The organism is Rhizobium sp. Root482 (assembly GCF_001426565.1).
In the GTDB taxonomy this organism is placed as follows: domain Bacteria; phylum Pseudomonadota; class Alphaproteobacteria; order Rhizobiales; family Rhizobiaceae; genus Pararhizobium.
In genome coordinates this window covers 511,827-535,236 of sequence record NZ_LMFA01000012.1, presented here as the reverse complement: position 1 = coordinate 535,236, position 23,410 = coordinate 511,827, and the positions used below count along the sequence as shown (strand labels likewise).

Sequence of the window (23,410 nt, the reverse complement as noted above, 5' to 3'; positions counted from 1 at the left end):
AACAGCCACGCGCCTTGGTCTATCGCCGTGCGCGACCGCCCTTTGTCGTGGTGGTCCTACCGGTGGCCGGGCAGTCTCGGCAGGAAGACGGTGAGCAGGCCAAGAAGCGGCATGTAGGAGCACAGTTTGTAGACGAATTCGATGCCGTTGCGATCGGCGAAGATGCCGAGAACGGCGGCGCCGATGCCGCCGAATCCGAAGGCAAAGCCGAAGAACATGCCGGCGATCAGCCCGACGCGACCCGGCACGAGTTCCTGCGCGAAGACGACGATGGCCGAAAAGGCCGAGGAGAAGATGAAGCCGATCAGGATGACCAGTGCCGCGGTCCAGAACAGGTTGGCATAGGGCAGCACCAGCGCGAAGGGAATGACGCCGAGGATCGAGAACCAGATGACGAATCGCGCGCCGAAGCGATCGCCGATCGGCCCGCCGAAGATCACGCCGACGGCCGAGGCGCCGAGAAACAGGAAGAGCAGCAATTGCGCATCCTGCACGCCGACGCCGAACTTCTCGATGGTGAAGAAGGTGAAATAGCTGGAAAGGCTGGAGAGATAGGCATTCTTCGTCGCCGTCAGAATGACGAGAACGACCAGCGTCCACAGGACCTGGTTGCGCGGCAGCGGCAGCGCACGGCTGACGGGCTTGCGGCCGGCCGAGCTGCGGCGGTGGCGCGCATACCAGACGCTGACCCCGGACAGAACCATGAAGCCGGTGAGCGCGACGATCGAGAACCAGCTGAGGCTGCCCTGGCCGCGTGGAATGACGATGAAGGCTGCCAGCAACGGCCCGATGGCCGTGCCGGTATTGCCGCCCACCTGGAACAGCGACTGGGCAAGCCCGTGGCGTCCGCCCGAGGCAAGCCGCGCCACGCGCGAGGCTTCCGGATGGAAGATCGCCGAGCCGATGCCGATCAGGCAGGCGCCGATCACCAGGACGTAGAAATGATGGGCATTGGCAAGCGTGATCAGCCCGGCGCAGGTCGACAGCATGGCGGCCGGCAGCGAAAACGGCATCGGCCAGCGGTCGGTAACGACGCCGACGGCCGGCTGCAGCAGCGATGCCGTGACCTGGAAGGCGAAGGTGAGAAGGCCGATCTGGACGAAATCGAGCGCGTAATTGGCTTTCAGGAGCGGATAGAGCGACGTCAGCAGCGATTGCATGATGTCGTTCATCATGTGGCAGAAGCTGACCGCGAGAATGACGGAGACGGCCGTCTTCTCGGCATTCATTTCGGGGCTCGATGTGATGCTCGCCATGATCCTGTCTCCAACGGCAGTAGATAAAGGCCGGCATCCGGTGCCAGCCTTGCAGGACAGTGTCTACAGGGCTTGAAGTTGGCCTGCTTTCGTGCTGTGGTCGCATTCTTTCGCGAGTGGGCCAAATGCGGACAATCGATCTGACCGGCAGCAATCAGGATGGCAATAACGCCCACCTCGAAAGTCTTTCCTGGATTGAGACGACGGGGGATTCGGTCGTGGCACTCGGGCGAGTCTATCCCGCCGGATATCGGGTGCCGGCCCACAGCCATACGAAAACACAATTATGGGGCGCGCGCCGGGGCGTCGTCCTGGTCAGCACCGCCGGCGGGCGCTGGATGATCCCGCCGGGCCATGCGCTGTTGATTCCGGGCGGTCTCGAACATTCCACCGAGATGATCAGCGACGTGCATATGCATTCCATCTATGTCGATACCGCTGTCGCCGGGGCAAGCGGGCCGCGCGTGCTCGAGGTCACGGCGCTGGCCGACAGCCTGATCATGGAACTGGTCCTGTCGGACGATAAACCGCTCTCGGCGCGGCGCAAGCGTCTGATCATGGAATTGCTGCTCGATGAAATCGGCCACCTGCCCGAACGGCCGCTCGGCCTGCCTTTTCCCGGCGATGCAAGGCTTGCCCGTCTTTGCCGGCATTTCCTGAAATCGCCGGCGGCCAATGCCGGCATCGACGACTGGGCGCGCGAACTCGCCATGAGCCGCCGCTCCTTCACCCGCCTGTTTCGCGCCGAGACCGGCGTCAGCTTCGTCACCTGGCGCCAGCAGGCTTGCATCTTCGCCTCCCTGCCGCGCCTGGTGGATGGCGAGCCGGTCACGAATGTAGCGCTCGATGCCGGCTATGAGAACATCGCTGCCTTCACCACCATGTTTCGCCGCATGCTCGGCAGTTCGCCCAGCACCTACCTGAAATCGCGCGCCACCTGAAGGCGGGCGGACGACGGGCGTCGGGTCGCAGGTTCCCCGGTCACACGGGCGAGGAAGTCGCAGGAGCGATTTCGTCCGACGAGGCCTCATGGAAAAGAAAGGCTGAAGACGGCTGGTTAACGCAATGGTAGTGAGCCGCCGCCTATAACCCCGCTGAAACGACAGTTTCGCTTGTCTCGTCCGCCTCCGCCGGCCCGTTACGCTGGTGCTGGCCGCCGAATTTGTATCCGGAGTGCCGTCATGTCCCGCCGATCCGCCCTTCTTCTGTCCCTTGGCCTCGCTTTTGCGGCAACCTCTTCCGCTCATGCGCAGGAAGGCGGCCATTTCTGGTCGGGAGACTGGTATCTGAAGGTCGGCGCCACCGGCTTTATCGGGCCGAAATATGATGGTGCCTCCGATCGCCTGTTCCAGGCCGCGCCCTTGATTTCGCTTGGGCGCGCCGGCAGCACGGTGCGGTTTTCCTCGCGCAACGACAACCCGGCCTTCGCCTTCGTCGACAAGGGCGCCTTCCGGGCGGGCCTTGCGGGAAAGCTGATCTTCGAGCGCGACGAGGACACGTCGTCCGACCTCGAAGGCCTCGATCCCGTCCGCTTCGGCGGCGAACTCGGCGGGTTTGCCGAGGTCTATCCGACCGACTGGTTGCGCATCCGCGCCGAACTGCGCCAAGGCATCCGCAGCCACAAGGGGATCATCGCCGATGTCGCCGCCGATGGTTTCGTCGATGTCACCGATACGGTGCGGATCTCCGGCGGCCCGCGCCTTTCCGCCGCCAGCAGCGAGTATTTCGACGCCTATTACGGCGTGAACGCATCGGAATCGGCAAAGTCCGGCTATGCGCAATATAATCCGTCCGGCGGCCTGAATTCCGTTGGCGCCGGCGTCGCCGTCACCTGGCAGGCGACCGAAAAGCTCGAAACCAGCGCGTTTGCAGAATACAAGCGGCTGATGGGGCCGGCTGCGGATTCCAGCATCGTCCGGGAGGGCGGCAGCCGCAACCAGTTCCTCTTCGGTCTGTCGGCAGCGTACCGCTTCGATTTCACGCTGAACTGAGCCCTTCGTCGCAGGCCGGCTTGACCGCTTGACCGCGCCCGCCAAGCGCTGCAAACAGGCGGTATGAGCACCAATCCAGCCGATTCCGGGCGCGTTCGCGATGCGCCATCCAACAATTGGGTTTACCGCGCCCTGCCAAGACCGCTCTGGCCCTATGCCCAGCTTGCCCGCTGGGATCGGCCGATCGGCTGGCAGCTTCTGATGTGGCCGTGCTTCTGGTCGGCGGCGCTGGCGGCCGATGCGGCAGCCGGGCTCGGCAACTTTTCCCTCAGCCGCTTCGTTCTCCACCTTATTCTGTTCTTCATCGGCGCGGTCGCCATGCGCGGCGCCGGCTGCACCTATAACGACCTGATCGACCACGACATCGATATGGAAGTGGCCCGCACAAGGTCGCGACCGCTGCCATCGGGCCGCGTTTCGCGGCTGCAGGCCAAAATCTTCATGGCGCTGCAGGCGCTGGCCGGCCTGGCCGTGCTCTTGCAGTTCAACAGCGTCTCGATCTTCCTCGGCGTCTTCTCCCTGGTCTTCGTCGCCATCTATCCCTTTGCCAAGCGGTTTACCGACTGGCCGCAATTCTTCCTGGGTCTTGCCTTTTCCTGGGGTGCTATCATGGGCTGGGCAGCGGAATTCGGCGGCATCGCGGCCGCGTCCGTCGTGCTCTATCTCGCCGCTATCGCCTGGACGATCGGCTACGACACGATCTATGCCTATCAGGACAGGGAGGACGACGCCCTGATCGGCGTGCGCTCGACCGCAAGGCGGTTCGGCGAGCGGCCGCGTCCCTGGCTTTTCGGTCTCTACGGCCTCGCGGTCCTGCTGTTGCTTCTGTCTTTCATTCTTTCGGGCGCCGGCCTCGTCGCCTATCTCGGCCTGGTGGTTGCGGCGGTGATGCTGTTCTACCAGATCCTCGTGCTCGACATTCACGATGCCGGCCAGTGCCTTGCCCTGTTCAAGTTCAACAGCACCGTCGGGCTGATCGTCTTTGCCAGCCTCTGCGCCTCGCTCGCCCTGCGGCTTCTCTGAACGGATCGCTCCGGCTGAAACAGCCAACAAAAAACCGGTCGCAGGGACGACCGGTTTTTTGCGCTGGAGGAAGCTGGAATTCGTGTCGATCAGCGGCGGGCGATGATTTCCTGGCCGTCGATCTTCATGTTGACGCCGAGGCTGCCGGTGGAGCGGCGCATCAGGAAGCGCGGGCGGCGCTCGTTGAAAAGCGAATGGCGGCGGCGCGGCTTGATATCGCGGGTGCGGACTTCGCCGAGATGCTCCTCGAGCGGCCGGGCGACGCCATCGGACTCCACCATCAGCATGGGGATGCGATAGGCCTCCGACCAGCCGCGCCAGTCGGCGGCGATGTCGGAAAGATCATGGGCGACCAGCAGCGGGACGCAGAGATCCGGATCCTCGTGATGAAGCTCGAGCGTGACGGTTACTTCGCCGTCTCCATGGTCGATGGCGCGGGCCGCAACGCCCTTGAAGGCGCGGGCGGGCAGGGCGATCGACAGCGGCAGGCCGCTTGACGGCAGCACCTTGCGCATCACCGCGCCGCGCTCGTCGAGGCTGATGGTGACATTGCTCGCCTGTCCGTGCAGATTGTAGCTCGCCTGCTGGGGGAAGCGTTTCGGGTCCAGCCGCAGCTGGGTTTCAACCCAGGCCGGTTGAGAAAGTACGTTCAGCATGTCTATCGCCCTTGTTTTCCTTGAGAGCCGGTTTCCGGTCTTCTCTTCGGGACTTTTCGTCCTCTGTGATCCAAGGATAGGGCGCGGCCGTTTGAGACCGCTTAAAAATCGCAGTTAAAAAACTTTGCATTTCCTGATGGTTAGCAAAAGCCAACGCGGCAGGGTTTCCCAATCGTGAAAATGATCGGCGGCTTTTTGCCGATCTTCCGGGGCCGTCGACATGGGCGCCGTAAAGCCACGCGCAAGCAAGAATGCCGATAGTGGCGGTTTCAGACCGCGGGATTGTGGAGGCGCGTCCGTCCGGATGGTGCCCCGCCCATGGGTTCAGGCGATCGGCAGAGCGGCAATGGTTTCGACATTCATCGACTACAATCTCATCACGCGCGACATGAAGACGAGCCTGCAGCGCACCTCCGAAAAGCTGCTCGTTGCCCGCGAGACCGAATATTACAAGGCCAATATCGGCAATGTCACCTCGATCGACGATTTCCTCGGCGACTACCGGCTCTACGCCTATGCGATGAAAGCGCACGGGCTGGAGGACATGACCTATGCCAAGGCCTTCATGCGCAAGGTCATGGAAAGCGACCTCAGCGACGACAACAGCTATGCCAATATGCTGACGGACGAGCGCTACCGCAATTTCGCCATGGCCTTCAGCTTTTCGCAATCGACAGAGGTGGTTCAAAGCGAGGCACAGGAAGATGCGCTGATCGGCCTCTACAATGAGTCGATCGCCAACCGCAGCGAGGCGGTCAGGACGGACTCGGCCTATTTTAACGCAGCGATCGACCACATCACGACGGCTGACCAGCTCTGGCAGAACGACAGGCTTAAGGATTACGCGCTGACGGCCTTCGGCTTCGATTCCAACTACATGTCCTATGAGCATTTCAAGGGCATCGTCACCAGCGACGTCAGCGATCCGGCGAGCTATGTGAATGTCACTGCGGCGAACTACAAACAGGGTTTCGAGGACAAGATCGCCCAGGTGCAGGCAGGCGCGACGCCGGAAGAACTGGCAGATCCCAGCAGCATGCCCAGCAGGCTGATCGCCCAGTACCAGGGCGCAATCGACAATGCGCCCGATTACCGGCCTCTCGCCGCCGCCTTCAATTTCCAGGATGACGGAACCCTTTTGGCCGGCGACCTGCCGATGTCGGATATGCAGAAGGCCTCGACGAACGAGGCCTATGTCTTCCAGCAGCCGCGGCTTTCGTCCTCTGCGGCCCAGCTCAACAAGATCTTCTATGAAGCGGCAATCCAGAACGTCACCAAGATCGACGATATCCTCGGCAATTCCCGGCTGTTCGACTATATCCGCATCTCCTATGGCCTGCCGACGAGCCTTTTGATCTCGACGATGGGGAATGTCCTCTCCAGCGATCTCGATGATCCGACGAGCTATGCCAATACCCAGGGCGGTACCGAATTCGGCCCGATCTACAAGCAGCTTGCCGCTGCCTTCAATTTCCAGACCGATGGAACGCTGGCCGCCGGCGACAAGGCCCAGACCGCCTCGCAGATGGCCGAGACATCCGCCTACTGGATCGACCGTTACGACGATGCCGACGAAGCCTTCGACGAGGCGCTGATCAAATCCTACAAGACCCTGATCGGCGTCGTTGCCGATGTCGACGATCTGCTGTCCGACAGCAAGATCATGTCGCTGGCGCTGACCGCGGTCGGGCTGGAGGAGGGCGACACGGCGCGTAAACTGAAAAAGGTGCTGACCAGCGACCTGACCGATCCGAACAGCTATGTCTATACGCTGAAGGATGAACGCTATGTCGAACTGGCAAAGGTGTTCAATTTCAAGGCTGACGGCACGCCCGGCACGCCGATGCTGGCGCAGTCCGAATCCGAAATCCTCAATACCGCCAAGTCCTATGTCGTGGAGAAAAGCCGCTTCGGCACCGAGGAGGACAAGACCAAGGCGACGGCGGAATCGAAATATTACAGCGCCGAGATCGGCAAGATCGAAACACTGGATGGGCTGCTCTCCAACCGGCGTCTGGTCGATTTCATCCTTGTCGCCGCCGGTCTCGATCCGGAGGAAATCTCGACCGACCACGTCCGCCAGATGTTCGAATCGGATTTCAACGATCCCAACAGCTTCATCAATACGCAGCCGAACACGACGCTCTACAAGGAAATCGTCGCCTCCTATAATTTCGACAGCGAAGGCGATCTCGCCCGTCCCACCCAGGGGATACAGACCAGACGCGGGCTGCTGGAGACCGAGGATCTCTATCTCAACCAGACGCTGGAAGAGGAAAAGGGCGAGGACAATGCCGGCGTCCGCCTGGCGCTCTACTTCCGGCGCATGGCGTCGGGCATCGGCAGTGCCTACGATCTTCTGGCCGACAACGCGCTGCTGCAGGTCATCCAGACGACGTTCAGCATTCCCAAGGAAATGTCGAGCGCCGACGTCGATCTGCAATATGCCTATATCAATCGTGTTCTCGACATCGAGGACCTGCACGATCCGGAAAAGCTGGAAAAGCTCATGGCCCGGTTCACGGCGCTCTACGACGTCGAGAACAATGTCGATATCACCGGCGCCGAACTCATCCTGTCGGGCAGCGGCCGCAATGGCATCAGCGCCGATACGCTTCTCAGCCTGACCCAGCTGCGCGCCGGCGGGTTCTGATCGCTCTCAGCTCTTCAGCACCTTGTCCGGATTCATGATTCCGGCGGGGTCGAATGCGTGCTTGATGCGGCGCATCAGATCGATCTCGATCGGTGCGCGCACTTCGGCCAATTCGTCGCGCTTCAATTGGCCGATACCGTGCTCGGCCGAAATCGAGCCGTTGTAGCGGAGCACGATGGCATGCACGATCGCGTTGATCTCGCGCCAGCGGGCGATGAAGGCGTCCTTGTCGGCGCCGACCGGCTGCGAAATGTTGTAGTGGATATTGCCGTCGCCCATATGGCCGAAGGAGCAGATGCGGGCGCCGGGAATGGCCTTCATCACCGCCGCATCCGCCTCCTCCATGAAAGCGGGGATGCTCGACACCGGCACCGAGACATCATGCTTGATCGATCCGCCTTCCGGCTTCTGCGCCGGCGACATGCTTTCGCGCATGTGCCAGAGGCTTCTCCGTTGCGCCTCGCTGGCGGCGATCACGGCATTCTCGACCAGTCCATCTGAAAATTCGGTCTCCAGCAGCCGTGCCACCATCCGCTCGGCGCTTTCGGCCGAATCCGACGTCGAGATGTCGATCAGCACATACCAAGCATGGACCGTATCCAGCGGATCGCGCACGCCGTCTATATGCCGGGCGGTGAACTCGACACCGAGCCGCGGCATCAGTTCGAAGCCGGTCAGCGCCGGGCCGCAGAGGCTCGATGCCCTGTCGAACAGTGCCAGCGCATCGGCGACGCTTTTGACCCCGGCAAAGGCCACCTGATGGCCGAGCGGCCGCGGGAAAAGTTTCAGCACCGCGCCGGTGATGACGCCGAGCGTGCCTTCGGCGCCGATGAACAGGTCGCGCAGGTCGTAGCCGGTATTGTCCTTGGCCAGCCGTCGCATTCCGTCCCAGATCTCGCCGGTCGGCAGCACCACTTCGAGCCCCAGGCACAGGTGTCGCATATTGCCATAGGCAAGCACCGCCGTGCCGCCGGCATTGGTGGAAAGATTGCCGCCGATCCGGCAGGAGCCCTGCGATCCCAGTGACAGCGGAAACAGCCGGTCATGCGCCTCGGCCGCCTGGTGGATATCGGCAAGGATGCAGCCGGCATCGACGGCGATCACATTGCCGACCGGGTCGATGTCGCGAATCCGGTTCAGCCGCTCCAGCGACAGGACGAGGTCGCTGGCGCCTGTGCGCGGGATCTGGCCGGCCACATGCCCGGTATTGCCGCCCTGCGGCACGATCGCCACGCCGGTCTCGCTGGCGAGCTTGAGGATCTGCGAGACCTCCTCGACGCTGCCCGGCTTGAGCACCAGTGGCGTCTCGCCTTTGTAGAGGCCGCGCGATTCGACGAGATAGGGGGCGATGTCGGAGGGCTCCGTCAGCGCATTGAGCGCCCCGACGATAGCGGCGAAGCGGTCGATCAGTTCGGGCGAGGGGCGGATATTGGTCATGATGCGCAGTGGCCTATCGTCGGTTCGGATTTAGTGGCTCCGGCGCCGTCAGGCATACCCTGATAGGAGATGTCCCATAGTGGCGCGGAGAGGTCCGCCATGCGCGTCCTCGCTATTCTCTTGGTGCGGCTGCCCGCTCGATCCGGTCGATGATCGCTTCGCCCAGTCCCTCGTTCGGGATCGGCCCGAAGGCGATGGTGGCCGCGCCCGAGGCATCGGCCCGTTTCATATAGGCAAACAGGTTGGACGCGGCCTCGCGCAGGTTGGAGGAGGGGCTGAGGTCGAGCACCAGAACGGCCTCATCTTCCCCCGGCAAGGGGGCGCCGCCGAAACGGATCAGCGCTTCGCCGGGCCTCACCTCGCTGGCATCCAGCCGTACAGCGGCGGCGGGCGCATAATGCGTCGCCATCATGCCGGGCGCCTCGATTGCCGCTCCCGCCTTGTCACGCCGGAGAACCGGAATGCCGGTCAAAGCCTCGATTTCGGCAACGTCGAGCCCGCCTGGGCGCAACAGCCGGATCCGGTCGCCCTCGACCTTGACGATGGTGGATTCCAGCCCCACCCCCGCCGGCCCGGCATCAAGGATCAGCGCCAGCTTGTCGCCCAGATCAGCCTCCACATGCTCGGCGCTGGTCGGGCTGATCTTGCCGGATGTATTGGCGCTGGGGGCTGCGAGCGGCTTGCCGTAGCGGCGAATGACCGCGCGCGAAAACCCGTCGGGCATGCGGATGGCGAGCGTATCGAGGCCGGCGGAGGCAAGCGGATGGATCGTGCTGTCAGGCTTTTGCGGCAGGACCAGCGTCAGCGGCCCCGGCCAGAAGGCCTCGGTCAGCCGCCGCGACAAGGGATCGAATTCGACATGCGTCTCGGCCATCGCCAGATCCGCAACATGGCAGATCAGCGGATTGAAGCGCGGCCGGCCCTTGGTCTCGTATATGCGGCTGAGTGCATCGGGATTGGTGGCATCCGCCGCCAGCCCATAGACCGTTTCCGTCGGAATGGCGACCGGCAGCCCTTGCCCAAGCGTTTCGCAGGCCAGCGCGAGGGCGCGGTCCGGTTCGGTGCGGGTATCGATGATGAGGGCCATGCGCGTTCCAACGGTCGGCGCCGGATGCAAGGAGAAGGTTGGCGCTCCGCCATTCCTTACAGGGTGGGGCGCTGCCTTGCCAAGCTCAAAGGCTGTTGACGATCGCGCGCAATTCCGCTTCGCGGGCGCCGAGCAGGAGGACGTTCTTCAGCGCTTCCTTCGGATCGCGAGTGCGAAACAGCAAGCCATTCGCGTGGACGCTGCGATCGAGCGTCAGCCTGCCATCTTCCGGATCGGCCTGGGTGGCGACGGCAAAATACATGCGCGAATAACCGAGCTTGATCTTCTCGAAGAAATGCTCGTCCTCGCCGATATCGGAAAAGAAATTGGCGATGTAGAAGGACCAGCGGACATCGTCGAACCGTGCGAATTTCGTGCGCGCCGCCGTGACATGGCAATAGCCCAGATGCGGGCTTTCCGGCAGCGTGCGGTGAAACAGAAGCTTCGGAAAGCGGATCGATCGATGGAAACCGTTGATCCGCTCATGCGTCAGCGTTCCCGCTGTCTCCAGCCTGCGGCCGGTGCGGGCGGCCACTTCCTGATGGGTCAGGTAGCGTTTCTTTTCTGCGCTCCATTCGGGCGGGTGCCGGTTGATGCGTCCGGTGCGCAGGAATTCGGTATAGATCGCCGCCTTCGGCAAGGGTGCCGGCTTCCTGACGGCGGCGTCGAAATATCGCAATTGTGACATTGGCCTACCCGAGATACCGAAAGCAGAGATGCTGCGGCGCCTATCGGCAGACGCTACATCGATAGGGTTAACGCCGTCTTTCCGTGGAGCGGCGCGTCGTCAGACGGCTTCGGCTATCTGAGGGCCAGCGCGTTGGAGAGCCTGCGCACCGAGCCGGTGACCGTCATGTCCAAGCCCATGTCGGCGCCCGCTCCGAAGGAAATGTGCCCCTTGCCGCTGGCGATGAGAACCGGCTCGTCCAACGGCTTTTCCGGCACGAGGTCGCCCTTGGCCCAGATGGCCTTGAGTGCCTTGGCATTGACCGGCGCCACATTGACGTCGATATCGTTCAGCGTTCCCGCCACCCGATAGGGGCAGCGGCGCTTGTTGCAGTTGATCGCCGAGGAGAACTGCCAGAGCGCGTAGCCCTCCCAGTTGCCCAGCGGAAAGACATTGCGGATGCCGGGCTTGTAGCGCGCATACCAGAGCGGCAGGCGCGACAGGATGGGAAAGCGATCGCGGTGGGCGGCGATATGCTTGGCGGTTGAATGGTTCGTGTAGAGCATCGGATAGCGCCCGGTGCGGGTCTTGATATGGCCGGCGAAAATGCCGGCATCCTCCAGCGACATGTATTTTTCCGCATCGATGCCCTCGATATCGAGTACCATCACCTCGTCATCGCGCGGTTCGGCATAATCGAGAAAATGGTTGGCCTGGTCGATCGGGTTGCCGGGGCGGGCGAGATGATAGGCGCCCCAGAGCAGGCCGCGCTCGCGGGCGATCAGCCGGCGGGTCTGGTAAAGTTCGCGGCTGACGGCATATTTGCGCCACATCGTCTTGCAGTGGTCAAAAGTGTCACCGTCGTGATCGCCGGTGCAGGAAAAACTTTCCGGCAAACCATCCGAAGCCTTGGAAATGAAACCGGCGATCCTGCGATCCTTCAGCATCGCGTCCCAGTCGATGATGTTCATCTCATAGGCATCGATGACAAGCGCATGATCCGCCGATTTCCACGGCATGACGTCGCGGGCCTCGGCGCCATGGGAAAGCAGCCCGGCGCCAAACATCAAGGCGAGGCTCAAAAAACTGGCGAGCACTGTGTTGCGGCGCTTTTCCATCCAGAGAGGGTGCGCAAACAGGGTTAACCAAAGGTTAACACTGCGATCGCAGGTCTGGGGAGCGCAGTGAAGGGAACAAAAACGGCCCATGCTCGTTGTTAGGCCAAGACAATCCTGTCCGGAATGATGGAGGAAACCATGGGTGTTTTCAAATTTAAAGCAGCGTCGCTGGTGCTGTCGGCCGTGTTGATGGCGACGTCGTACACGCCGGTGCAGGCTTTCAGCAGTATCCCCGTGCCGGTCAAGGCCGAGCGTTCCAGCGATATCCAGCTTGTGCAGCATCGCCGTGGCGATCGCCGCCATGGCTATTATCGCTATGGTAACCGATCCTATTACAATGGCCATCGCGGCTACAGGCATCACCGCCCGGGCTACCGCCAGTATAACGGCGTCTGGTTCCCGCTGGCCGCCTTCGCCGCCGGCGCCATCATCGGCGGCGCGACAGCCGACAGGCCGGTGCGCTATGGTGGCAGCCATGTTCAGTGGTGCGCCAACCGCTATCGCAGCTATCGCGCCTCCGACAATACGTTCCAGCCCTATAACGGGCCGCGCCAGCAGTGCAATTCGCCCTACTGACCGAAATCACCGATTGATCGGCACCAACTTGCCGGGGGCGGCCGCCTCCGGCATTTTTGCGTTTGCCTTACAATAGCCCGATGCGCTTGAGGATCGTCTAGGCAAGCCCCGTCGATAAGAGGATGAAAAGCCCGGCCATCGCCGTTCCATGGAGTCCCCCTGCAAAGGGCAGGCTGCTGGTATTCATGCCGAAGAAGCCGGTGACCAGCGTCGGCGGCAGCAGGAAAGCGGTCATCAGCGACAGGATATAGAGATGCCGGTTGGTCTCGGAGGAAAGCTTGCTGTCGATCTCCTCATGCAGGAGCCGGGCTCGCTCCTGAAGCGCGAATACGTCGCGATCGACCGCCTCCAGCCGGTCCGTTAGCCGTTCCGCCACGTCGAGGAAGCCGGCCGGTACCTCATCCTCTTCGGAGGTTCCGGCTCGCCGCAGCAAGGCCAGGAGCGTGCGCAGATGCCGATGCAGCCGCACCACCGTTCGCCGCAGTGGCGCCAGCCTCGGCTGGCTGTTGCGGCCGGCGGCTTGCCCGGCCTCCCCATAGACCTCGTCCTCGATGATGTTCAGATCCTCGGTCAGTTCCAGTACCAGGCTGATCAGCGTGCGCTGGAATTCCACCACCATCATTTCGAACAGATCGATCGGTCGGCCGCAGCGGGCGTTCTTCTCGATTGCCGCCTTGACCCGGTCGATGCTGCGCAGCGGATGCAGGCGCGTGGTGATGATGATCTTTTCGGTGACGGCAAAATGAAGCCAGCCGATGGTCTTCGTCTCGGCGTCGAAGGTCCGTTCGAAATCGACCAGCGTGCCGTGGATCATATCGTCGGAGACGGTGACAGCGGCCTGCGTATCATGGCTGGTCAAGGTCGCAAGCGCCGCTTGCGGAACGCTGGCGATGCGTTCGATCAGGCTTGGCGTGCGCGCATCGCTCAGCGCCAGATGCAGCCACAGCCAGCCTTCGCCTTGCATCAGGGACTGGATCGAGGCATCGGCGGCGATCCGCAGGCAGCGGCTGTCGCCCGGCATAAAGCGGTAGGCCCAGACCAGGCCCGGTATTTCGGTGGAAATCAGGTTCATGCCGCGTCGTTCCTGCTGAAGCAGGTTTGGCTTATTCGCCTTTCATGACAGTTTTGTCGCTGCCGGCTTGCAAGCCGCACCGCATCCGACAATCGAATATTGACGTTTACGTAAAAATCAATAATTTCGGGCCGACACTATGAGCCGGCGATTGTCTGGCGGTCGAACGATCATGTGACGGGAGAAGCAGATGTACAAGGCGCCGGTGGACGAAATCCTGTTCACGCTCAAACATGTCGCCGGACTGAGCGAAGATCTCGCCGAAGGCGTTTTCGGCGATCTGGATGAAAACCTTGTCGATGCCATCGTCACCGAAGCCGGTCGCTTCGCCAATGAGGAGATCGCGCCGCTCGCCGAGATCGGCGACCGTCAGGGCGCCAGGCTCGTGGACGGAAAAGTGACATCGCCCGATGGCTGGCGCGACCTCTACCGCAACTGGGCTGCGGGCGGCTGGAACAGCCTGACGGCACCGGAGGAATCTGGCGGCCAGAATCTGCCGCATATGCTGCATATCGCGGCGATGGAACTCTGGAACGCCAGTTCGATGGCCTTCGCGCTCGCCCCTATGCTGACCATGGGCGCCGTCGAGGCGCTGGAAAAGCATGGATCGGACGGCTTGAAGTCCGTCTTTCTTGCAAAAATGATTTCCGGCGAATGGGCCGGCACGATGAACCTGACGGAGCCGCATGCGGGCTCCGATCTCGGCGTCCTGAAAACCCGCGCCGAACGCCGCGACGACGGCACCTATCGCATTTTCGGCCAGAAGATCTTCATCACCTGGGGCGAGCACGACCTGACCGACAATATCGTCCATCTGGTTCTCGCCCGTCTGTCCGACGCACCGGAGGGAACGCGCGGCATCTCGTTGTTCCTCGTGCCGAAATTCCTCGTCGGCGATGACGGCGCGCTCGGCGCCCGCAACGACCTGTTCTGCCATTCGATCGAGCATAAGCTCGGCATTCACGGTTCGCCCACCTGCACCATGGTCTATGGCGACGGCCGCTTCGGTGACGAGGCTGGTGCTGTCGGTTATCTCATCGGCGAGGAGAACAGAGGCCTCGCCTGCATGTTCACGATGATGAACAATGCCCGTCTTGCCGTCGGTATCCAGGGCGTCGCCCTTGCGGAGGCTGCGACCCAGCACGCCCTTTCCTATGCCCGCGAACGCACCCAGGGCAAGGCGCCGGGATGGCAGGGCAAGGGCATGAGCCCGATCATCGAGCATCCCGATATTGCCCGCATGCTCCTGACAATGAAGGCCATGACCCAAGGCGCGCGTGCCATTGCCTTTGTCTGCGCCCACGCCGTCGATCGCGCCCATGCCAGTGCGGGAGCGGGCGACAGTCAGGCCGCGCGCCACTGGCAGGAGCGCTCCAGCCTCCTGACCCCGATCGCCAAATCCTTCGGCACCGATATCGGCGTCGATGCGGCCTCGATGGGCATCCAGATCCACGGCGGCATGGGGTTCATCGAGGAAACCGGGGCCGCGCGCTATTTGCGCGATGCCCGCATCGCCCCGATCTATGAAGGCACCAACGGCATCCAGGCGATCGACCTGGTGACGCGCAAGCTGCCGTTGTCCGATGGCGCGCATATGCGCGGTTTCCTCGGGGAATTGAAGGCGGTGGCAGCCGAAGTCGCCGCGTCCAATCTCGACGGTTTCGGCGAGACGGCGCACCGGCTGGACAATGCGATCGATGATCTCGCTGAGGCGACCGACTGGTTGCTGGCGCGCCTTGCCGAGGGCGGGACTGCCGAGGCGCTGGCCGGCGCAACCGCCTATCAGCGCCTGTTCGGGCTGACGCTGAGCGGCGTCTATCTTGCCAAAGGCGGGCTCGCCGAAGCCGGCGACCACGGCCGCGAAGCCCGCATCGCGCTGTGCCGCTTTGCCGCCGAAAACCTGCTGTCGGAAACGGCGTCGTTGAAGGATCGCATCGTCAGCGGCGCCGAAAGCCTTTCCGCCGCCCGCATCGCGCTTGCCTGACAAGCCTTCTCAAGGAGACTGCCATGACCGACGACGTCCTGATCGAGCGGCCCGACGCCTATCCCGGCGTCGAGGTCATCCGCCTCAACCGGCCGGCAAAGAAGAACGCCATCACCCGGGCCATGTATGCCAAGATGGCGCAAGCGCTCAATGCGGCGGCAAGCGACGATGCGGTCCGTGCCACAGCGTTTCTGGGAACCGAAGGCTGTTTTTCCGCCGGCAACGATATGGCAGATTTCATGGCCTTTGCCATGGGCGGAACCATGGGCGGCGAGGTGCTCGATTTTCTGCGGGCGCTGGCGGGGGCTCAAAAGCCGCTGGTCTCCGGCGTCGATGGCCTGGCGATCGGCGTCGGCACCACCCTTCACCTCCACTGCGACCTGACGATCGCCTCGTCGCGTTCGATGTTCCGGACGCCGTTCGTCGATTTGGCGCTGGTGCCGGAAGCCGCGTCCAGCCTGCTGGTGCCGCGCATCGCCGGTCATCAGCGAGCCTTCGCGCTCTTGGCCGCCGGCGAGCCGTTCACAGCCGCGCAGGCGCTGGAGGCCGGGCTGATCTGGAAGATTGTCGATGCCGAGGCCATCGAGACGCAGGCACTTACGCTTGCCGCCGGTCTCGCCGCCAAGTCGCCGGAAGCGCTGCGCATCGCCCGCCAGCTGATCCGAGGCGATCGCGCCGATGTCCTGGCGCGGATCGACGAGGAGGCGCGGCATTTTTCGGCACAGCTGAAAAGCGCCGAGGCGCGGGCCGCCTTCGAGGCGTTCATGCGCCGGTAAGTCCGAGCCGAGGGGAATGCCCCGGCGAATTGCGACCGGCGGACACCTTATCATCGACCGTCTCCCTTGCCGGTTCGCGGGTAAAACCCATATGGTGTGCAGGCGTGGAGGACGGCCGGTTTTTGAGGAGAAGCCGGAAAGCAAAGGGGTTTCCATGCGGTCTCATTTCGGGTTTTCACTTTCCGGCATGCTCAAGCGGCACCGGCAGTGGGAAAAAGCCGTGACCAAGGCGGTGAAACGCGCCGGCAAGGTCGTGGCAGCCGCAACGCCTGTTTCGTCCCCCAGGAAATCACGCGTCGCGAAATCGGAAACCACCGGCCGGCTCCAGCAGGTCATGGCTTTCGGGAGCAATCCCGGACGGCTGCGGATGTGGCGCTATGTGCCGGAAAACCTGCCGCGGAAATCGCCGCTGGTCGTCGTTTTGCATGGCTGCCATCAGACGGCGGAGGCCTATGATCATGGCAGCGGCTGGTCGACGCTGGCGCGCGAACGCGGCTTTGCCGTCGTCTATGCCGAACAGACCCGTTCCAACAATTCAAATCTCTGCTTCAACTGGTTTCGCCCGAGCAATGTCGCGCGTGATCGCGGCGAGGCAATGTCGATCCGCCAGATGGTGGCCAAGATGGCGAAAGCGCACGGCATCGACCGCGACCGCGTCTTCATCACCGGCCTGTCGGCGGGCGGCGCCATGACGACGGCGATGCTGGCCGCCTATCCGGACCTGTTCCGCGCCGGCGGCATCATTGCCGGCCTGCCCTTCGGCGCGGCACGCGATGTCCACCGGGCACTGGCCGCGATGAGCAGCGCGCCGGAACGTCCGGCCCGGGAATGGGGCGATCTCGTCCGCGCCGCGTCTCCCGTCAAGCGCAACTTTCCCGCCGTCTCGATCTGGCACGGCACGCGGGACCAAACCGTCGATGTCTCCAATGCCGAGGCGCTGGTGGCGCAATGGCTCGATGTCCATGGGCTGGACAGCGACGCCTTTACGCAGAGCGAGGTGGACGGCCATGTCCGCCGTGTCTGGAAAGACGGATCGGGACAGCCGGCGGTCGAGCTCTACCTCATCGCGAATATGGGCCATGGAACGCCCCTGAAACCGCGATCGGCCTCACGGGTACGGGCCGATACGCCCGGCCCCTACATGCTCGATGCCGGCATCTCCTCGTCCATGCATCTTGCAACGGCCTGGGGCCTGAAAAAACCGATCGCATCCGCCCTCAAGCCGACGGCGCGATAGGCGCGGGCACGCCGGAGAAACCCGACTTACCAGCGATCAAATTTTAATGATGCCTTAAGTACGCCTCGCTATTGTTCGGCTATCACAGACCGGCTCTTGCCGTGATCTGCAGGGCCGCATGAGGCGTGCCGTCCTCGCCTTCGGGCATGTCACCCTTTCTCAGGTTGGAACAGCGCTGCGCACCTTGTGCTGGCGAATGATCCCGCTTGCGAAACAGACCACCACCGCCCGGCCCGAAGAGCCGGGGCAATAGGGAACGCTAGCCTTGTCCAAAAGATCGAATCTCATGACGCGCATCCTTGTCGCCGCGTCTCTCGTCGTCGTCGCCGCCTTTGCCGGCTTCTCCGTGTATATCGACAGCCTCCAGCGCGGCGCGACCACCCGTTCCGTCGAGGAAAACATCTCGTCCTCCGGCAAGCAGGCGGCCCAGAGCGTTGCCAACTGGCTGAACGGCCGCGTTGCCCTGACCGCGATGGCCGCGAACGCCGCCGGCAATTCCGCCGATCAGGCCGGTCTCGAGGCGGTCTTGAAGAACGATGTGCTGACCAAGGAATTCATAAGCACCTATGTCGGCGACGAGAGTGGCACGTTCACCATGTGGCCGGATTCGGAAATGCCTGCCGACTACGACCCGCGCAAGCGCCCCTGGTATCAGGATTCTGTCAAGGCCGATGCCGCAGTGCTGACCGACCCCTATGTCGATGCCGCAAGCGGCGATCTCATCATCAGCGCGGCGGTGCCCGTCAAGCAGGAAGGCAAGCTCCTCGGCGTTGCCGGAAGCGACTTCTCGCTGGCCACGCTTGTGTCGATGGTCAAGGCGATCGATGTCGGCGGTGAAGGTTTCGCGTTCCTCGTCAACAAGGATGGCCAGATCCTCGTCCATCCGAATGCCAAGCTGGTCACCAAGACGCTTGCCGATGCCTTCCCGGCAGCAACGCCCTCGATCGGTACCTCGATCACGGAAACCGAACTGGACGGCAAGGGCATGCTGGTGAGCTTCGTGCCGGTCGCGGGCTTGCCCTCGGTCGAGTGGTATGTCGGCTTCGCCATTGATGCCGATGCGGCCTATGCGGCCATCGACCAGTTCCGAATTGCCGCCACGGTCGCCACGCTGCTTGCCGTCGGCGTCATGATCGCCTTCTTGGCGACGCTGCTCAGCCGTCTGGTCATCCGCCCGGTCACCGATATGACCGGCGCGATGGAGAAGCTTGCCGCCGGCGACCTGAAGGCCGAAATTCCCGGCCAGGAACGCCGCGACCAGATCGGCTCCATGGCCGCCGCCGTCGCTGTCTTCCGCACCAATGCGATCGAACGTGTCCGCCTGGAAGAGGAAGCTGATGCCGGCCGCTCGCTGTCGGAGCGCGAACGTCTCGAGCGCGAAGCGCTGAAGGCCAGGGAAACGGCCGATATCCAGGAAGCCGTCGAGGCTTTGGCCACCGGTCTTGGCCGTCTTGCCGATGGCGACCTCGGCTACCGGATTTCGATCCCCTTCGTCTCCCATCTCGACCGCCTGCGCGCCGACTTTAACAATTCCGTCGCCAAGCTGCACCACGCGCTCCAAGCGGTCGGCACCAATGCCCGGGCGATCGACGCCGGCGCCACGGAAATCCGCCATGCGGCCGACGACCTCGCCCGCCGCACCGAACAGCAGGCCGCGTCCGTCGAGGAAACCGCCGCGGCGCTGGAGGAAATCACCACCACGGTCAAGGACAGCGCCCGCCGCGCCGAGGAAGTCGGCCAACTGGTCGCCCGCACCCGGACCGGTGCCGAAAAGTCCGGCGAAGTGGTCCGTGATGCGGTCAACGCCATGCAGGGCATCGAGAAATCCTCGGGCGAGATCGGCAATATCATCGGGGTCATCGACGATATCGCCTTCCAGACCAACCTTCTGGCGCTGAACGCGGGCGTCGAGGCGGCACGGGCGGGCGATGCCGGCAAGGGCTTTGCCGTCGTCGCGCAGGAAGTCCGCGAGCTTGCCCAGCGCTCCGCCAATGCCGCCAAGGAGATCAAGGCGCTGATCACCGCGTCCGGCGATCAGGTCCGTGCCGGCGTGGCGCTGGTCGGCGAAACCGGAAAGTCGCTGCAGGTCATCGTTTCCGAGGTCCAGGAGATCAACGGCCATATCGGCGCGATCGTCACCGCCACCCGCGAACAGTCGATCGGCCTGCAGGAGATCAATACGGCGGTCAACACCATGGACCAGGGCACCCAGCAGAATGCCGCCATGGTCGAGGAGCAGACGGCCGCAAGCCATGGACTGGCGTCGGAAGCCGCCGCGCTGAACGAACTGCTTGCTCAGTTCAGGCTCGGTGAAAGCCAGGCGGCTCCGGCCGCAAGGCAGTCAGGCCAAAACCGCCGCGCCGCCTGATCGGCAACGGCTGTAAGGAATGAAAGGGCCCGGCAACAGGCCCTTTCACGTCATTTCAGGCTTGCGACCCAGTTATTGCCTGTTGGCGCCCTATATTATCTGGCGGATGCCTGTTGCACGATCGCCGCGACGAAGTCGGCCTTGCCGCCGGTGTAGAATCCCCAATCGCCGGCGGCTTTTGCTGCCAGCCGCCGTTTCAAGGCGGCATATTGAGCGGCCGCGTCAGAATGTTCACGCAGCCAATCTCGAAACAGGATGCGTTTGAGATGCGTGGCATTCTCCGGTCCGCAGAGGTAAAGACGGGTTCCGTAGGAGCCATGCCCTGAGGTAAATGTCCACATTCCATCGCCATATGGATCGCCGTGGAATGTAAAATCCGGGAGCAACCGAATGCGTTCGATTGCCTCCGAGAGCAGCGCCTCGCTGACAGCCACGGCATCGATGTCGATTTTTGGTTTTGCGCATAACCCTGCAATGGATGTGCTGCCCACATGGTGAATCTCTTTCACGACATCGCCGGCGACCTGTTGTATCCGGCTCCGTTCCAGTTCGAACAGGCCGGGCCAGGCGGGATCGTATTCGGCAATGATTATTGCGCTCATCATGCCATCTCAAGAAGAGGTTCCGGTTGAAGTTTGCGCGATTCGGCCAGTCCGCAAAAGGGTCTGCCGCGAAAGGGTCTGCCAATGGCCGCCGGATGTCATCACCCGCATCGCCCGGGAACGTGGCTGCGGGTGCAGAAATATAGAACTCGCCTCACTTCTCCAGTGTTGCCACCACTTCCACATGTGAGGACCAGAGGAACTGGTCGATCGGGGTGACGCCGGTGATGCGGTAGCCGGCATCGACCAGGAGCCGCAGGTCACGCACCAGCGTCACCGGATTGCAGGAGACGGCAACGATCTTTTTGGCGCCGGACCTGGCGATTTCCTTCACCTGGATTTCGGCGCCGGCCCGCGGCGGGTCGAAGACGATGGCGTCATAGACCTTCAGCTCCGAAGCCATCATCGGCCGGCGGAAGAGGTCGCGCTTCTCCACCGTCACCGGTTTGAGCCCTTGCGTATTGCGCGCCGCTTGGTCCAGTGCCTTCAGGGCCTTGTCCTCGCCCTCGACGGCATGGACGCGCGCCTTGCGGGCGATGCGCAGCGAAAACGTGCCGGACCCGGCAAAGAGATCGATGACGCGCTTGGACTTGCCGAGATGGGCGATGACCAGCGCGGCCATGGTTTCCTCGGCGGGCTTCGTCGCCTGGACGAAGCTGCCGGGCGGCGGCGAGACCGAAACGCCGTCGAATTCGACCAGCGGCTTCTGTGGCTCGACGAGGATTTCGCCGTTCAGCGAAACTCGGGCGATGCTTCTGGCGCCCAGCACCGTCTCGATCACCTGGCGGCGCTGCGCATTGTCCATGGCCTTGATGCCCTCGAAGGAAAGATCGAGGCCGGACAGGGTTTCGAGGACGGTGATGCGGAACGGCTCGGCATTGACGGCCATGGCCAGCGCGACCGTCCGGATGGTTGCCAGCCGCGAGACGATGCCGGGGCTGGCGATGGGACATTCGACGATCGAGACGATGTGGTGGCTTTCCGCCTGGTTATAACCGAGCAGCAGCTCCTTCTCCGTCCGCCGGGCGGTAAAGACGGTGCGCCGCCGTTCGCCCGGATCGGCAAGCACAAGCGGCGCCACCTCGGCAACCAGGGCCTTGGATTTCAGCGCATCGATTACCAGCTGCCGCTTGAAGCCCTGGTAGAGGTTGTCGCTGGCATGCTGCAGGGTGCAGCCGCCGCAGGTGCCGTTCTCGCCTTCAGGGCCGAAGTGCCGGCATTTCGGCGCCACGCGCTCGGGCGATATCTCGGACATCGACATGACGGTACCCTTGTCCCGGTTGACCGCCAGTACGGCGGTTTCGCCCGGCAGCGTGAACGGCACATAGACCGGGCCGAAGGGCCCGCGGGCAATGCCGTCGCCCGATTGGCCGATCTTCTCGATGGTCAGGGTCTCGCTGCTCATGCTTCGTCGTCCGTCAGGCCATCACCCAGCGGCTTATGTCCGGCGAGCAGATATTCCTCGTTGCCGTCGCCACCCGAAATGGGCGAGGGGATCAGGCCGAGGCTTTCCCAGCCCATTTCCTCCACCAGCCAGCGTTCCAGTTCGGCTGCCACGGCCGGTGCGGTTTCCGGCTCCTTGAGCAGCCCGGCCTTGCTGATCGCCTCGCGGCCTGCCTCGAACTGCGGCTTGACGAGAAGGATGCAATGGGCGCCGGGCTCGGCCAGATCGAGCGCCGGCGGCAAAGCGAGCTTCAGCGAAATGAACGAGACGTCGGAAACCACGAAGCCGATGGCATGGCCTTCGAGATGATCCTCGTCCAGCACCCGGGCATTCAGCCCTTCGATATTGGTGACGCGCGGATCGGCCTCGAGGCGCGGATGGAACTGGCCATGGCCGACATCGATGGAGATGACATGATCAGCCCCCGCATGCAGCAGAATTTCGGTGAAACCGCCTGTCGATGCGCCGATGTCGAGACAGGCGAGCCCCTGCGGCGACAGTTTGAAATGTTCCAGTCCCGCCTTCAGCTTCAGCGCCGCGCGCGAGACATAGGCCTGCACCGGATCGTCGATGCCGATCGTCGCATCCTCGGGAAAGGTGGCGCTGGGCTTGACGACGACGCGGCCGTTGACGGTGACGGTGCCGCGCTGGATCGCGTCGCGCGCCCGCGAACGGCTGGCGACCAGGCCGAGATTAAGCAGCAGCTGGTCGAGGCGGACGGATGTTTTAGGTTCGTTTGACATGGCGTCTCATGGCGCGTTGGCGCCGCCAAGGCAAGGCTTCTGCGCCCGGCTGTGCCAAAAAAGCGGCATTTCCGGGCAGGAGGACGGACGGGATCGGCCTATCGAGGCGAGGTAAGGGTTTCCCAGGCGGCCATTGCGGCGTCGGCCGTGTTCAGCAATGCGTCGGGACTTGCTCCGTCCCGTGCGGTAATCGACATGCCGTGCTGCACGGTCGCGTAGAAATCGGCAACCTTCCGGCAGTCGATACCACGCGCAACATCGCCATCGGCCACGCCGCGTTCCAGCCGCTCGCGCAACAGGCGCACATTGTCCAGCCGGCGCTCGCGCAGCGCCTCCCTGGCCGGTATCGCGTCGGCATCGCCGAACAGCCCTTCGAGCGCGATCATGCAGCCGCGCGGCTGATCGGGCTGCGCATAGGAGAGCGCGGTCTCCTTCAGGAAATCGGCAAAAGCCTGACGCGCCGTTGCCGCTTTCTCCAGGCTTTCCCATATGGCCGTGCCGATCTGGGTCTCGTAGACCTTGAGAGCGGCGGCGAAAAGCTCGGCCTTGTTGCCGAAGGCGGCGTAGAGGCTTGGGGCGCCGATCCCCATGGCCGTGGTGAGATCGGTCATTGAGGTGCCTTCATAGCCCTTTTCCCAGAAGATCCGCATGGCCCGTCGCAAGACGTCATCACAGTCGAATGCGCGGGGCCGGCCTTTTGGCGTCATGAAAATTCCTTTC

21 protein-coding genes are annotated in these 23,410 nt (G+C 63.1%); 9 read left to right on the top strand and 12 right to left on the bottom strand.

Translation table 11 applies throughout. From position 1 onward, the window contains the following. Positions 1 to 56: 56 nt before the first annotated feature. Complete coding sequence (locus tag ASD31_RS10585) at positions 57 to 1,256, bottom strand: MFS transporter (protein WP_056332623.1); 1,200 nt, start codon at positions 1,254 to 1,256, stop codon at positions 57 to 59. A 125-nt stretch (positions 1,257 to 1,381) separates the two neighbouring features. On the opposite strand from ASD31_RS10585, the gene ASD31_RS10580 reads away from it, so the two are divergent. From ASD31_RS10580 to ubiA, 3 genes are all read left to right on the top strand, one after another. Beyond that, complete coding sequence (locus tag ASD31_RS10580) at positions 1,382 to 2,197, top strand: AraC family transcriptional regulator (RefSeq protein WP_056332620.1); 816 nt, start codon at positions 1,382 to 1,384, stop codon at positions 2,195 to 2,197. 240 nt (positions 2,198 to 2,437) lie between these two features. Next, positions 2,438 to 3,247 carry a MipA/OmpV family protein gene (locus ASD31_RS10575; protein WP_056332617.1) on the top strand — a complete coding sequence of 270 codons (810 nt, stop codon included), beginning with the start codon at positions 2,438 to 2,440 and terminating at the stop codon, positions 3,245 to 3,247. Between the two features lie 63 nt (positions 3,248 to 3,310). Further along, positions 3,311 to 4,270 carry a 4-hydroxybenzoate octaprenyltransferase gene (ubiA, locus tag ASD31_RS10570; RefSeq protein WP_056332613.1) on the top strand — a complete coding sequence of 320 codons (960 nt, stop codon included), beginning with the start codon at positions 3,311 to 3,313 and terminating at the stop codon, positions 4,268 to 4,270. An 89-nt stretch (positions 4,271 to 4,359) separates the two neighbouring features. On the opposite strand, the gene ASD31_RS10565 is transcribed toward ubiA, so the two are convergent. Further along, a complete protein-coding gene (locus ASD31_RS10565; protein WP_056332611.1) occupies positions 4,360 to 4,926 on the bottom strand; it encodes a DUF6101 family protein in 567 nt (188 codons plus the stop codon). A gap of 346 nt (positions 4,927 to 5,272) precedes the next feature. On the opposite strand from ASD31_RS10565, the gene ASD31_RS10560 reads away from it, so the two are divergent. Further along, positions 5,273 to 7,579: a DUF1217 domain-containing protein gene (locus tag ASD31_RS10560; protein WP_056332608.1), complete on the top strand. Its 2,307-nt coding sequence runs from the start codon at positions 5,273 to 5,275 to the stop codon at positions 7,577 to 7,579. A 6-nt stretch (positions 7,580 to 7,585) separates the two neighbouring features. On the opposite strand, the gene ASD31_RS10555 is transcribed toward ASD31_RS10560, so the two are convergent. The 4 genes from ASD31_RS10555 to ASD31_RS10540 all read right to left on the bottom strand — a co-directional run bounded on the left by ASD31_RS10555 (position 7,586) and on the right by ASD31_RS10540 (position 11,888). After that, positions 7,586 to 9,016, bottom strand: coding sequence for an FAD-binding oxidoreductase (locus ASD31_RS10555; RefSeq protein ID WP_056332604.1), 1,431 nt, complete (start codon positions 9,014 to 9,016; stop codon positions 7,586 to 7,588). 112 nt (positions 9,017 to 9,128) lie between these two features. Continuing rightward, complete coding sequence (locus ASD31_RS10550) at positions 9,129 to 10,103, bottom strand: L-threonylcarbamoyladenylate synthase (RefSeq protein ID WP_056332602.1); 975 nt, start codon at positions 10,101 to 10,103, stop codon at positions 9,129 to 9,131. A gap of 85 nt (positions 10,104 to 10,188) precedes the next feature. Continuing rightward, positions 10,189 to 10,791, bottom strand: coding sequence for a DUF6656 family protein (locus ASD31_RS10545; RefSeq protein ID WP_056332599.1), 603 nt, complete (start codon positions 10,789 to 10,791; stop codon positions 10,189 to 10,191). A 113-nt stretch (positions 10,792 to 10,904) separates the two neighbouring features. Next, complete coding sequence (locus ASD31_RS10540; RefSeq protein ID WP_056332595.1) at positions 10,905 to 11,888, bottom strand: glycoside hydrolase family 25 protein; 984 nt, start codon at positions 11,886 to 11,888, stop codon at positions 10,905 to 10,907. A gap of 138 nt (positions 11,889 to 12,026) precedes the next feature. Between ASD31_RS10540 and ASD31_RS10535 the strand changes: the two genes are divergently transcribed. Then, entirely contained in the window at positions 12,027 to 12,464 is a 438-nt protein-coding gene (locus tag ASD31_RS10535; protein WP_056332592.1) for a BA14K family protein, read from the top strand. 97 nt (positions 12,465 to 12,561) lie between these two features. Here ASD31_RS10535 and ASD31_RS10530 read toward each other — a convergent pair whose 3' ends face one another. Further along, positions 12,562 to 13,536: a transporter gene (locus tag ASD31_RS10530; protein ID WP_056332589.1), complete on the bottom strand. Its 975-nt coding sequence runs from the start codon at positions 13,534 to 13,536 to the stop codon at positions 12,562 to 12,564. Between the two features lie 190 nt (positions 13,537 to 13,726). Here ASD31_RS10530 and ASD31_RS10525 point away from each other — a divergent pair, with 190 nt between their 5' ends. From ASD31_RS10525 to ASD31_RS10515, 3 genes are all read left to right on the top strand, one after another. Further along, a complete protein-coding gene (locus tag ASD31_RS10525) occupies positions 13,727 to 15,520 on the top strand; it encodes an acyl-CoA dehydrogenase (protein ID WP_056332586.1) in 1,794 nt (597 codons plus the stop codon). Between the two features lie 23 nt (positions 15,521 to 15,543). Beyond that, entirely contained in the window at positions 15,544 to 16,296 is a 753-nt protein-coding gene (locus ASD31_RS10520; protein ID WP_056332583.1) for a crotonase/enoyl-CoA hydratase family protein, read from the top strand. 154 nt (positions 16,297 to 16,450) lie between these two features. Further along, complete coding sequence (locus ASD31_RS10515) at positions 16,451 to 17,533, top strand: alpha/beta hydrolase family esterase (RefSeq protein WP_056332580.1); 1,083 nt, start codon at positions 16,451 to 16,453, stop codon at positions 17,531 to 17,533. Positions 17,534 to 17,692: 159 nt separating this feature from the next. Here the strand turns inward: ASD31_RS10515 and ASD31_RS26915 are convergent, their stop codons facing one another. Then, positions 17,693 to 17,821: a hypothetical protein gene (locus ASD31_RS26915; RefSeq protein ID WP_274534259.1), complete on the bottom strand. Its 129-nt coding sequence runs from the start codon at positions 17,819 to 17,821 to the stop codon at positions 17,693 to 17,695. Here ASD31_RS26915 and mcpU point away from each other — a divergent pair. Then, on the top strand, positions 17,820 to 19,901 hold the full coding sequence (gene mcpU / locus ASD31_RS10510) for a methyl-accepting chemotaxis protein McpU (RefSeq protein ID WP_244483809.1): 2,082 nt from the start codon (positions 17,820 to 17,822) through the stop codon (positions 19,899 to 19,901). The genes ASD31_RS26915 and mcpU overlap by 2 nt on opposite strands. A gap of 95 nt (positions 19,902 to 19,996) precedes the next feature. Here mcpU and ASD31_RS10505 read toward each other — a convergent pair whose 3' ends face one another. The 4 genes from ASD31_RS10505 to ASD31_RS10490 all read right to left on the bottom strand — a co-directional run bounded on the left by ASD31_RS10505 (position 19,997) and on the right by ASD31_RS10490 (position 23,397). After that, positions 19,997 to 20,503, bottom strand: a complete 507-nt coding sequence (locus ASD31_RS10505; RefSeq protein WP_056333218.1) for a GrpB family protein — start codon at positions 20,501 to 20,503, stop codon at positions 19,997 to 19,999. 154 nt (positions 20,504 to 20,657) lie between these two features. Further along, entirely contained in the window at positions 20,658 to 21,908 is a 1,251-nt protein-coding gene (locus ASD31_RS10500) for a class I SAM-dependent RNA methyltransferase (RefSeq protein ID WP_056332574.1), read from the bottom strand. Continuing rightward, the gene (locus ASD31_RS10495) at positions 21,905 to 22,690 is read right to left on the bottom strand and encodes a TlyA family RNA methyltransferase (RefSeq protein ID WP_056332571.1); all 786 of its coding nucleotides are present in this window, start codon (positions 22,688 to 22,690) and stop codon (positions 21,905 to 21,907) included. Before ASD31_RS10495 ends, ASD31_RS10500 begins: the two co-directional genes overlap by 4 nt. Before the next feature lie 98 nt (positions 22,691 to 22,788). Continuing rightward, positions 22,789 to 23,397 (bottom strand): TetR/AcrR family transcriptional regulator, encoded by a 609-nt coding sequence (locus tag ASD31_RS10490; protein WP_056332568.1) that lies wholly within the window; start codon positions 23,395 to 23,397, stop codon positions 22,789 to 22,791. Positions 23,398 to 23,410 lie beyond the last annotated feature (13 nt).